The sequence below is a fragment of the Klebsiella sp. PL-2018 genome, assembly GCF_019048985.1.
Classification (GTDB): Bacteria; Pseudomonadota; Gammaproteobacteria; order Enterobacterales; family Enterobacteriaceae; genus Klebsiella; species Klebsiella michiganensis.
The window spans coordinates 3,960,735-3,972,262 of the sequence record NZ_CP077673.1 but is presented as its reverse complement, the minus strand read 5'-3'; the positions used below and the strand labels follow the sequence as shown (position 1 = coordinate 3,972,262).

Here is an 11,528-nt window from a genome sequence, read left to right as displayed (position 1 = left end):
GGGCTACAGGCCCATGCGGTCCGTGGAGTCTGTAGCCCGGATAAGGCGTTTACGCCGCCATCCGGGAACTCTCGTCACTCTTTCTTCTTTGCCTCGCGGCGCTTTAGCCACCAGTGCGCCGCAACCACCAGCACCACCGCCAGAATCAGCCAGATCCAGTGCTTCAGATGCGCATCCAGATGATGCAGCCACGGGCCAATCGCTTCCCCGCCGAGATAGCCGAGCGTGGTAAAAATTAACGCCCAGATAATCGCGCCGACAATATTCAGCGGCAGAAACACCTTCGGCGGCAGGCGGCTGGCGCCAATCAGCAGCGGGCCGATAACCCGAAAGCCGTACATAAAGCGGGTGCCGATGACAAACAGGTAGGGGCGACGCTGGATCATCCGCTGGGCCTTTTGGATCCGCTTTTTCTGGCGTGCGAATCGCCGCAGAATCCGTCCGCCAAAGCGCCTGCCGAGTAAATAAAGCAGCTGATCGCCAATCATCCCCCCGAGGGCGACCGAGATAACCACCAGCCAGAACTTCAATAATCCCTGATGTGCCGCCACGCCGCCGAGCAGCGTGATGGTTTCGCCTTCCGCCACGCTGCCAATGACCAGCGCCGCGTAGCCGTACTGGGAAATCAGGTTATTGATATCCATATAAAGATTAACTCCATAAAACGTCAGTCCCTTAATCATACACCCTGATGATAAAAATGCGGGGGAAGCGCATTTTTCTCGCTGTACACAAAATAATCTACAAGGTGAATTATACTTGGATCAGTGCTGTACCACGCCGTGACAAGGGGGACGCTATGAACCATGTCTGGGGGCTCTTCTCTCATCCTAATCAAGAGATGAGCGTTATTAAAAGCGAAAACGAAACCGTTTCGCATCACTATACGCACCATGTGCTGGTCATGGCGGCGGTTCCGGTTATCTGCGCCTTTATCGGCACCACGCAGCTGGGCTGGAACTTCGGCGACGGCACGGTGGTAAAACTGTCGCTGATGACCGGGCTGGCCCTGGCGGTGCTGTTTTACGCCGTGATGCTCGCCGGGGTTGCGGTGATGGGGCGGGTTATCTGGTGGATGGCGCGAAGCTATCCGCAGCGGCCTTCCCTTAAGCGCTGTATGGTTTTCGCCGGCTATGTCGCCACGCCGCTTTTCCTCAGCGGGCTCGTGGCGCTCTATCCGCTGGTGTGGCTGTGCGCGCTGGTCGGGACCGTCGCGCTGCTTTACACCGGCTATCTGCTGTATCTCGGTATTCCCACGTTCCTGGGGATTAACAAAGAAGAGGGGTTGAGCTTCGCCAGCTCGACTCTGGCGATAGGGGTGCTGGTGCTGGAAGTGCTGCTGGCGATCACCGTTATTCTCTGGGGATACGGATATCGGCTCTTCTGATTTAACTCATTGCCGGCATAAATAGATTTTTATGTCGGCAATGCAGCATTTGTTCACGATTCTTATTAGCCAGCTCGCGTTCTGACAAGGTATGATGATTTTTGCCAGCGGCGTCATCACCCCAGCGCCGCGGCGTACGTTCATAACGTGCAAAAATACTTTTCAGAATGTTCACGATGACCAAATTTCGAGTTTCTTTGCTCAGCCTGACGTTGCTGCTGGCTGTGCCTTTTGCGCCCCAGGCGTTGGCTAAAACCTCCACGGCGGTGACCGCCTCCCAGCCGGATATCGCTTCCGGCAGTGCGATGATCGTCGACCTTGCCAGCAAAAAAATCATCTATGCCAGCCAGCCGGACCTGGTTCGCCCGATGGCGTCGATCACCAAGGTGATGACCGCGATGGTGGTGCTTGATGCCCATCTGCCCCTTGATGAGATGCTGACCGTTGATATCAGCCAGACGCCTGAAATGAAAGGGATCTATTCACGGGTGCGCCTGAACAGCCAAATCAGCCGCCGCAATATGCTGCTGCTGGCGCTGATGTCGTCGGAAAACCGCGCCGCCGCCAGCCTGGCGCACCATTATCCGGGCGGCTATGACGCCTTTATCCGCGCGATGAACGCCAAGGCGCAGGCGCTGGGGATGACCCGCACCCGCTACGTTGAGCCCACCGGTCTGTCGATTCATAACGTCTCTACCGCCCGCGATCTGACTAAGCTGCTGATCGCCAGCGAGCAGTATCCGCTGATTGGCCAGCTGAGCACCACCAAAGAAGATATGGCGACATTCGCCCATCCGGCGTATACGCTGCCGTTCCGCAATACCAACCATCTGGTCTACCGCGATAACTGGAATATTCAGCTGACCAAAACCGGCTTTACTAACGCGGCGGGCCACTGCCTGATTATGCGTACGGTGATTAATCAGCGCCCGGTGGCGCTGGTGGTGATGGATGCGTTTGGCAAATATACTCACTTCGCCGACGCCAGCCGCCTGAGAACGTGGATTGAAACGGGAAAAGTGATGCCGGTTCCGGCTTCCGCGCTCAGCTATAAAAAGCAGCGTGAAGCGCAGATGGCCGATGCGATGCTGAAAGGCGGCGCGCAGACCGCGCAGAACGATTAACCCCCATTTCCCCGGATTACGGCGTAAACGCCTTATCCGGGCTACCGAACCGCGCTGTACCGTAGCCCGGCTAAGCGCAGCGCGAGCCGGGGGGTTACTCCGGCAGCGTCCAGTCGCCATCGCCGAGCGGGCGCTGCATAATCAAGGTATCCCGCCAGTCGCCCATCTTATAGCCGACGCTGCGCAGCTGACCCGCCACGCTAAAACCGAACTTTTTATGAATCGCAATCGACCCGGCGTTACTGTGGCCGTCGCCGATAATCGCCAGCATTTGTCGCCACGGTCCCTGTTCGCATTTCTCAATTAACCGGGAGAGCAGGGCGCTGCCGATACCGCGTCCCCCCATTCCCGCCTCAACGTAAATCGACTCTTCCAGGGTGTAGCGGTAGGCCGGACGCGGGCGGTAAAAGGTGGCGTAGCAGTAGCCGACGATGGTGCCGCGCCACAGGGCAACCAGCCACGGCAGCCCGCTATCGCGCACGGTTTTGATTCGCTTGCGCATCTCATCCACGGTTGGCGGGATCTCTTCAAAAGAGGCGCGTCCATTGAGCACGTGCCAGACGTACAGCGCGGCGATAGCGTGGGCGTCATCGGGCAGCGCTTCGCGGATCTCTAAGTCAGCGTCGTGTAGCTTATCCACTGCGGACATGATGGGTTAATTCCTTAAACGGGTTTGCCGGAGAGGAAATTTCTCCGGCGTGCAGCGTAATACAGAAGCCCCGCGGCTGAACAGTCCCCCGTGCGGATTATTGCGGTTCGGTCGCGCTCGTCGGTTTATCCTGCGCTTCGCCCCAGTATTTTTGCTTACTGGTTTTGCCAATCCCCGGGTTCATGCTGTTGGTGGGATCGTTTTCGCGATAGAAGCGTTTTAAGCTTTCCGGCGCTTCATACAGATGGCCGACGTTATGCTCGGCCGGATATTGGGCGCCCCGCTCCTTCAGCAGCGCCAGCATTTTCTCTTTCAGTTCGTGGGCATCGACGCCTTTTTTCACGATGTAATCCTGATGGAAAACGTGGCACATAAAGTGGCCGTAATAGAGCTTATGCACCAGCTGGCTATCGATATCGGCGGGAAGATGCTCAAACCATTCGGTGTCGTTACGGCGCAGGGCGATGTCCAGCGCCAGAATATCTTCCACCTCATCGGCGTGAACCGCCTGGTAGCGGATCGCCGCACCCGCGGCGGCAAAGCGGTGCAGGAAGGCTTTGCTGCCTTCTTCTGCGGTGCAGACGAAGAAATCCCCTTCGGCATTCTGGAAATATTCCCCGAGCCAGGCCTGAGCCTCTTCGATGCCGTCGCCCGCCATTTTCAGCAGCAGATGGTGTTCGTATTTATCGCGCCAGGTTTTCATTCGCTCCGGCAGATGCGACGGGAAGACGTGACCCAGCTTTTGCATAAAGCGGTCGGTGAAGTGCGGCTTAAACAGCGACACTTTCTCCAGCATCGCGTCGGTGCGGCCCTTCATGGTAAAGAAGAACGGCATTTTATCGGTGCCGAGCTTGTCGATCATCAGGAAGGTGTCTTTCCCGTACTGCTCGGCGATATCGTAAATATCGCGGTGCATATACTCGCCCGCCACCGGCAGATGGTTGAACTCGGCGAGAATATGGCGGCGAATTTCGGTCAGCACGTCCGGGCGGTTGGTGCCGATGTAGAACACCTGCTGGCGTTTTTCCGCCGGGAAGGTATCGAGGCGCACGGCGAACACCGCCAGCTTGCCGGCACAGCCCGAGGATTCAAACAGGCGGTCCGGGTCGGCGTTGTAGCGCGCCGGGGTATCGGCATTCACGTCGCGCACGCGGGTGACGTAATCATGATCGTGGGCGTGGCGGCCATCGTGGCGCACATCTTCATCTTTAACCCGTTCGTCGTCGAGGCGGCTGAGGATTTGCTCCGGCGTGGTGCCGAGGTCAATGCCGAGGTGGTTCACCAGCGTCAGCTTGCCGTTTTCATCAATTTGCGCGTACAGCGACATTTCGGTATACGCCGGGCCGCGCTGTACCAGCGAGCCGCCGGAGTTGTTGCAGATCCCGCCGACCACCGATGCCCCGATGCAGGATGAACCAATGACCGAGTGCGGTTCGCGACCCAGCGGCTTCAGCGCTTTTTCCAGCGAATAGAGCGTCGTGCCGGGATAAGCCAGCACCTGCTCGCCTTTATCCAGCAGATGCAGTTTATCCAGGCGCAGGGTGCTGATAATGACGATATCGCGGTCATAATCGTTACCGTTCGGCGTTGAGCCTTCGGTCAGGCCGGTGTTGGCCGCCTGCATCAGAATGATTTTATCGGCGTTGACGCAGGCGTTCAGCACGCGCCACAGCTCCAGCAGGGTACCGGGAAAGACCACCGCCAGCGCGTCGCCCTGGCCGGAGCGAAAGCCTTTACGGTAGCGCTGGGTTTTAGCCGGGTCGGTGAGCAGATGGGACGAGCCGACCAGACGGGCGAGTTCAGCCAGAAAAGCGTTGTTATAGGTTGTTGCAGATGACATGTTCCACTCCTTGTGGTGGTACAAAATTATCAAAAATAAGAATAGCGCTTTGTATGACAATTTGATGCATCAATGTTTCTAAAAATCAGAGAACAACGCGCGCTTTATTCAGGCGTCTCGTTTATGTTTATGGCAGACTTCGATTTTTGCTATCTTTTCGCCGATCTGGTCGACTGGAACAATGAGGGATAAAAATGAAATGGCTTTGTACTGTAGGCGTCGCTGTGAGCCTGGCGCTGCAACCGGCGCTGGCGGATGAATTGTTCGGCAATCATCCCCTAACGCCGCAGGCGCGGGATGCGTTTGTGACGGAACTGCTGACGAAAATGACGGTGGATGAAAAAATCGGTCAGCTGCGCTTAATTAGCGTCGGCCCGGATAACCCGAAAGAGGCCATCCGCGAGATGATCAAAGAAGGCCAGGTGGGGGCGATTTTTAACACCGTGACCCGCCATGATATCCGCATTATGCAGGATCAGGTGATGGAACTCAGCCGCCTGAAAATCCCGCTCTTTTTCGCCTATGACGTGCTCCACGGCCAGCGTACCGTCTTTCCGATTAGCCTTGGCCTGGCCTCCTCTTTTAACCTCGACGCGGTGAACACCGTCGGGCGGGTGTCGGCTTACGAAGCGGCCGATGATGGCCTGAACATGACCTGGGCGCCGATGGTCGACGTCTCCCGCGATCCGCGCTGGGGCCGCGCTTCGGAAGGGTTCGGGGAAGATACCTACCTGACCACCGAGATGGGCAGGGCGATGGTGGAGTCGATGCAGGGGAAAAGCCCGGCAGATCGCTACTCGGTGATGACCAGCGTCAAGCACTTTGCCGCTTACGGCGCGGTCGAAGGCGGCAAAGAGTACAACACCGTTGATATGAGCCCGCAGCGCCTGTTCAACGACTATATGCCGCCCTACAAAGCGGGGCTGGATGCGGGCAGCGGCGCGGTTATGGTGGCGCTCAACTCGCTCAACGGTACCCCGGCGACCTCCGACGCCTGGCTGCTTAAGGACGTGCTGCGCGACCAGTGGGGCTTTAAAGGCATCACCGTCTCCGACCATGGCGCTATCAAAGAGCTGATCAAACACGGCGTGGCGTCGGACCCGGAAGACGCGGTGCGCGTGGCGCTGAAGTCCGGCATCAATATGAGCATGAGCGACGAGTACTACAGCAAGTATCTGCCGGGACTGGTGAAGTCCGGTAAGGTGACGATGGCGGAGCTTGATGACGCGACCCGCCACGTGCTGAACGTGAAATATGATATGGGCCTGTTTAACGACCCGTATAGCCACCTGGGGCCGAAAGATTCCGATCCGCAGGATACCAACGCCGAAAGCCGCCTGCATCGCAAAGAAGCGCGCGAAGTGGCGCGCGAAAGCCTGGTGCTGCTGAAAAACCGCCTCGATACGCTGCCGTTGAAAAAATCGGGCACTATCGCGGTAATCGGCGCGCTGGCCGACAGCAAGCGCGACATGATGGGCAGCTGGTCGGCGGCGGGCGTGGCCGATCAGTCGGTCACCGTGCTGACCGGTTTGCAGAATGCGCTGGGCGACAAAGGTAAGATCATCTATGCCAAAGGCGCTAACGTCACTGACGATAAAGGCATCGTCGACTTCCTCAATCTGTACGAGAAAGCGGTGCAGGTTGACTCGCGCTCGCCGCAGGAGATGATTGACGAAGCCGTGGCGGCGGCGAAGCAGTCCGACGTGGTGGTTGCCGTGGTGGGCGAGGCGCAGGGCATGGCCCACGAAGCCTCCAGCCGCACTGACATCACCCTGCCGCCGAGCCAGCGCGCCCTGATTAGCGCGCTGAAAGCGACCGGTAAACCGCTGGTGCTGGTGCTGATGAACGGTCGTCCGCTGGCGCTGGTGAAAGAGGATCAGCAGGCTGATGCGATCCTCGAAACCTGGTTTGCCGGTACCGAAGGCGGCAACGCCATTGCCGATGTGCTGTTCGGCGACTACAACCCGTCTGGCAAGCTGCCCATGTCCTTCCCGCGCTCGGTCGGGCAGATCCCGACCTACTACAGCCATCTCAACACCGGTCGCCCGTACAATGCGGATAAGCCAAACAAGTACACCTCGCGCTACTTTGATGAAGCCAACGGCCCGCTCTATCCGTTTGGCTACGGCCTGAGCTACACCACCTTTAGCGTTTCCGACGTGAAAATGTCGGCGCCGACCCTGCAGCGCGACGGCAGCGTGACCGCCAGCGTGCAGGTAACCAATACCGGCAAGCGCGAAGGGGCGACGGTGATTCAGCTTTATCTGCAGGACGTTACCGCCTCCATGAGCCGTCCGGTGAAAATGCTGCGCGGCTTTAAAAAGGTGACCCTCAAGCCGGGCGAGACGCAAACCGTCAGCTTCCCGATTGACGTTGAAGCGCTGAAGTTCTGGAACCAGCAGATGAAGTACGACGCCGAGCCGGGTAAATTCAACGTCTTTATCGGCGTCGACTCCGCCCGCGTGAAGCAGAGCGAGTTTGAACTGCTGTAATGGTGATTTGTCGCCCGGGTGAGGCTGCGGCCGCCACCCGGGAACAGGCATTCCTTACCCCAAAGGCCGATTTATCGGCCTTTTCTTTTTCCGCTCCGCCCCAAATGAACTACGCTTTTTGCTTAAGCTCCTGTTAATGGAGCGCAAATTAAAGAGGGACGCGAGGATGATTAAGGCAAGTATGTGGTCCGGCACGCTGGCGCTGGCGGCCCTGATAAGCCTGCCGCTGCAGGCGGCGGAGCCGGTTAAGGTCGGCTCAAAAATTGACACCGAAGGGGCGCTGCTCGGCAATATTATTTTGCAGGTTCTGGAAAGCCACGGGGTGAAAACCGTCAATAAAATCCAGCTCGGCACCACCCCGGTGGTGCGCGGGGCGATAACCGCCGGAGAACTGGACATTTACCCGGAATATACCGGCAACGGCGCGTTCTTCTTCAAAGAGGAGAACGACCCGGCGTGGAAAAACGCGCAGCAGGGATACGAAAAAGTCAAAAAGCTGGACGCGGAAAAGAATAAGCTCGTCTGGCTTACCCCGGCTCCGGCCAACAACACCTGGACTATCGCCGTCCGTCAGGATCTGGCGGAGAAAAACCACCTCGCCTCATTAAGCGACCTTGCCGGCTATCTGAAAAAGGGCGGTGACTTTAAGCTGGCCGCCTCGGCGGAATTTATTGAACGGCCGGACGCGCTGCCGGCGTTTGAAAAAGCCTACGACTTCACGCTCAGGCAAAATCAGCTGCTGTCGCTGGCGGGCGGCGATACGGCGGTCACCATCAAAGCGGCGGCGCAGCAAACCTCCGGCGTGAATGCGGCGATGGCCTACGGTACCGATGGCCCGGTCGCCGCGCTGGGTCTGCAAACCCTGAGCGACCCGAAGGGCGTGCAGCCGATTTATGCGCCCACGCCGGTCGTACGTGAAGCGGTGTTAAAAGCGTATCCGCAGATAGCCGACTGGCTACAGCCGGTCTTCGCCAGCCTGGATGAAAAGACGCTGCAAAAGCTGAACGCCAGTATTGCGGTTGAGGGCCTGGATGCGAAGAAAGTCGCCGCCGACTATCTGCAACAGAAAGGGCTGCTGAAGTAGGGCGCGCGTGACCACTCGTTGCTGTAACCGGGTTGCGCTGCTGCTGGCATTCCTCCTGCTGCTGGCGATGGCGCTGCCGTTTATTAACTATGCGCCTAACCGGCTGTTATCCGGCGAAGGGCGCTGGCTATGGCAGGTCTGGCCGTGGCTGGCGGGCGTACAGGGGGCGGCAGGGCTGCTGATAGCGCTGCTGAGCTGGCGTCCCGGGCGTCTCCCGCTGCTGGTTATCTTCCTGCTGGCGGATCTGCTGCTGCCTTTATTGCTGTGGGGAGCCGGCAGTGCGGCGGTACAGCTGGCTCAGAGCGGTTCTCCGCTGGCCCGCACCTCGCCGGGAAGCGGCCTGTGGCTGGCGCTGGCGCTGTGCCTGCTTATCGCCAGCGATGCCGTTCGTCGCCTGACGACCCGAGCCCTGTGGCGCTGGCTGCTGAACGCGCAGGTCTGGCTGCTGCCCGCGCTGCTGCTGGGGCTCGGCGCGCTCGATGGCCTCTCTTTGCTGAAAGAGTATTTCAATCGCCGCGAGGTGTTTGACGATGCGCTGTCCCAGCATGTGACGCTGCTGTTGGGGACCCTGCTGCCGGGGCTGCTGATTGGCTTACCCGTTGGCGTCTGGCTCTGGCGCTACCCCCGCTGGCAATCGCCGGTTTTTGCCGTTCTCAACGTGATTCAGACCGTTCCCTCCGTCGCGCTTTTTGGCCTGCTTATCGCGCCGCTGGCCGGGCTGGCGCGCCAGTTTCCGTCGCTGGCGCAGCTCGGCGTTTCCGGCACCGGCATCACGCCGGCGCTGATTGCGCTGGTGCTGTATGCGCTATTGCCGCTGGTACGCGGGGTGACGATCGGCCTTCAGCAGGTGCCGCGCGAAGCGCTGGAGAGCGCGACGGCGATGGGGATGAGCGGCGTGCAGCGCTTTCGTCAGGTACAGCTACCGCTGGCGTTGCCGGTGTTGTTGCGCAGCCTGCGGGTGGTCAGCGTACAAACCGTGGGTATGGCGGTGGTGGCGGCCCTGATTGGCGCGGGCGGCTTCGGCGCGCTGGTTTTCCAGGGGCTGCTCAGCAGCGCGCTGGATCTGGTGCTGCTGGGGGTTATCCCGACCATCGCGCTGGCGGTGGTGGTGGATGCGTTATTCGCGCTGTGGGGCGCATTACTGAAAGGAGAGGCCCGTGATTGAGTTCGACGGCGTCAATAAAGCCTTTGCCGGAGAGCCTGCGGTGAAAAACCTCAATCTGCATCTGCGCGAGGGGGCATTTTCGGTGCTGATTGGCACCTCCGGCTCGGGGAAGTCGACCACGCTGAAGATGATTAATCGCCTGGTGGAGCACGACAGCGGGACGATCCGTTTCGCCGGGCAGGATATTCGCCAGCAGCCGGTGCTCGAACTGCGCCGCAGAATGGGCTACGCCATCCAGTCCATCGGCCTGTTCCCCCACTGGACGGTGGCGCAGAACATTGCCACCGTCCCGCAGCTGCAAAAGTGGTCGCGGCAGAAGACCCAGGCGCGGGTCGATGAGCTGATGGCCTTGCTGGGGCTGGAGCCGGGCCTGCGCGAACGCTACCCGCATCAGCTTTCCGGCGGCCAGCAGCAGCGCGTCGGCGTGGCGCGCGCGCTGGCCGCCAACCCGGAAGTGCTGCTGATGGATGAACCCTTCGGCGCGCTCGATCCGGTGACGCGCGAAGCCTTGCAGCAGGAGATGATCCGCATTCATCGCCTGCTGGGACGCACTATTGTGCTGGTGACTCACGATATCGATGAGGCGCTGCGGCTGGCGGACCATCTGGTGTTGATGGACGGCGGCGAAGTGGTACAGCAGGGCGAGCCGATGCAGATGCTGCTTGAGCCAAAAAATGCGTTTGTGGAGACGTTCTTTGGCCGTAGCGAACTGGGCGTGCGCCTGCTGTCGCTACGCGGCGTGAGTGATTATCTGCGCCGCGATGAGCGCCTGGCGGGGGACGCGTTGAACGTGACGATGACCCTGCGCGAGGCGCTGTCGCAGTTCGTTGCTCATCGCCGCGAGGTGCTGCCGGTGGTCGATGAGCAGGGAGAGGCCTGCGGGACGCTGCATTTTGCCGACCTGCTGCGCGAGGAGGCCCGGCGTGAAGGTGCTGCGTGATCCGCTGCTGTGGCTCAGCGCCATGTTTATCGCGCTGCTGCTGGCGTTGCCCTACAGCGCGCCGCTGTTCAGCGCGCTGTTTCCCGAACTGCCGCGTCCGGTTTATCAGCAGGAGAGTTTTGTTTCTCTTACCCTGGCGCACTTTTGGCTGGTGGCGCTCTCCAGCCTCGCGGCTACGGTGGTGGGCGTCGTCGCCGGGATTGCGGTCACCCGTCCGGCGGGGCATGAGTTTCGCCCGCTGGTGGAGACGATTGCCGCAATGGGGCAGACGTTTCCGCCGGTCGCGGTGCTGGCGATTGCGGTTCCGGTGATGGGGTTTGGCTGGCAGCCCGCGCTTATTGCGCTGGTGCTGTACGGCATCTTACCGGTTTTGCAGGGCACGCTGGCCGGGATTGGGGCGGTACCGTCCGGTGTGTTAGCTATCGCTCAGGGAATGGGGATGACCGGCTGGCAGAGGCTGATAAAAGTTGAGCTGCCGCTGGCGGCGCCGGTGATGCTGGCCGGAATTCGTACCTCGACCATCGTCAATATCGGTACGGCGACCATTGCTTCAACCGTCGGCGCGAATACGCTCGGCACGCCGATTGTTATCGGCCTCAGCGGATTTAATACCGCTTATGTGATTCAGGGGGCGCTGCTGGTGGCGCTGGCGGCGATTATCGTCGATCGGGGATTTGAACGGCTGAACCGGCGAATCAGCCGACACCACCGCGAACAATAAATGAATAACCGGCCAGCATCACGCCGCCGATGCCGCTGATGGCCATAAATAAGAACAGGGTAATCACCGCAATTTTCGCTGGCTTCATAATAGGCTCCTGATGTTAACGCAGGGATTATACGGTGA

11 protein-coding genes are annotated in these 11,528 nt (G+C 59.7%); 7 read left to right on the top strand and 4 right to left on the bottom strand.

The genetic code is table 11. The features are described from left to right. Nucleotides 1-74 precede the first annotated feature (74 nt). Nucleotides 75-644 carry a DedA family protein gene (locus MKleb_RS18530; RefSeq protein ID WP_014230139.1) on the bottom strand — a complete coding sequence of 190 codons (570 nt, stop codon included), beginning with the start codon at nt 642-644 and terminating at the stop codon, nt 75-77. 155 nt (nt 645-799) lie between these two features. On the opposite strand from MKleb_RS18530, the gene MKleb_RS18525 reads away from it, so the two are divergent. Together MKleb_RS18525 and pbpG are read left to right on the top strand one after the other, a co-directional pair. Next, on the top strand, nt 800-1,387 hold the full coding sequence (locus MKleb_RS18525) for a Yip1 family protein (RefSeq protein WP_004122818.1): 588 nt from the start codon (nt 800-802) through the stop codon (nt 1,385-1,387). A 176-nt stretch (nt 1,388-1,563) separates the two neighbouring features. Further along, a complete protein-coding gene (gene pbpG, locus MKleb_RS18520; RefSeq protein WP_014230138.1) occupies nt 1,564-2,511 on the top strand; it encodes a D-alanyl-D-alanine endopeptidase in 948 nt (315 codons plus the stop codon). 94 nt (nt 2,512-2,605) lie between these two features. On the opposite strand, the gene MKleb_RS18515 is transcribed toward pbpG, so the two are convergent. Together MKleb_RS18515 and dld are read right to left on the bottom strand one after the other, a co-directional pair. Further along, on the bottom strand, nt 2,606-3,160 hold the full coding sequence (locus tag MKleb_RS18515) for a GNAT family N-acetyltransferase (protein ID WP_004138576.1): 555 nt from the start codon (nt 3,158-3,160) through the stop codon (nt 2,606-2,608). 97 nt (nt 3,161-3,257) lie between these two features. Next, the gene (gene dld, locus MKleb_RS18510; RefSeq protein WP_025106762.1) at nt 3,258-5,000 is read right to left on the bottom strand and encodes a D-lactate dehydrogenase; all 1,743 of its coding nucleotides are present in this window, start codon (nt 4,998-5,000) and stop codon (nt 3,258-3,260) included. Between the two features lie 194 nt (nt 5,001-5,194). Between dld and bglX the strand changes: the two genes are divergently transcribed. The 5 genes from bglX to MKleb_RS18485 all read left to right on the top strand — a co-directional run bounded on the left by bglX (nt 5,195) and on the right by MKleb_RS18485 (nt 11,402). Further along, nucleotides 5,195-7,492 (top strand): beta-glucosidase BglX, encoded by a 2,298-nt coding sequence (gene bglX / locus MKleb_RS18505; RefSeq protein ID WP_071846086.1) that lies wholly within the window; start codon nt 5,195-5,197, stop codon nt 7,490-7,492. A 166-nt stretch (nt 7,493-7,658) separates the two neighbouring features. Next, entirely contained in the window at nt 7,659-8,576 is a 918-nt protein-coding gene (locus tag MKleb_RS18500; RefSeq protein ID WP_025106764.1) for a glycine betaine ABC transporter substrate-binding protein OsmF, read from the top strand. A gap of 7 nt (nt 8,577-8,583) precedes the next feature. Continuing rightward, nucleotides 8,584-9,741, top strand: a complete 1,158-nt coding sequence (locus tag MKleb_RS18495) for an ABC transporter permease (RefSeq protein WP_025106765.1) — start codon at nt 8,584-8,586, stop codon at nt 9,739-9,741. Next, nucleotides 9,734-10,681: an ABC transporter ATP-binding protein gene (locus MKleb_RS18490; RefSeq protein ID WP_025106766.1), complete on the top strand. Its 948-nt coding sequence runs from the start codon at nt 9,734-9,736 to the stop codon at nt 10,679-10,681. Before MKleb_RS18495 ends, MKleb_RS18490 begins: the two co-directional genes overlap by 8 nt. Beyond that, a complete protein-coding gene (locus tag MKleb_RS18485; protein ID WP_014230132.1) occupies nt 10,665-11,402 on the top strand; it encodes an ABC transporter permease in 738 nt (245 codons plus the stop codon). Before MKleb_RS18490 ends, MKleb_RS18485 begins: the two co-directional genes overlap by 17 nt. Here MKleb_RS18485 and MKleb_RS18480 read toward each other — a convergent pair. Next, nucleotides 11,377-11,490 carry a protein YohO gene (locus MKleb_RS18480; RefSeq protein WP_004103838.1) on the bottom strand — a complete coding sequence of 38 codons (114 nt, stop codon included), beginning with the start codon at nt 11,488-11,490 and terminating at the stop codon, nt 11,377-11,379. The genes MKleb_RS18485 and MKleb_RS18480 overlap by 26 nt on opposite strands. Between the last annotated feature and the right edge of the window lie 38 nt (nt 11,491-11,528).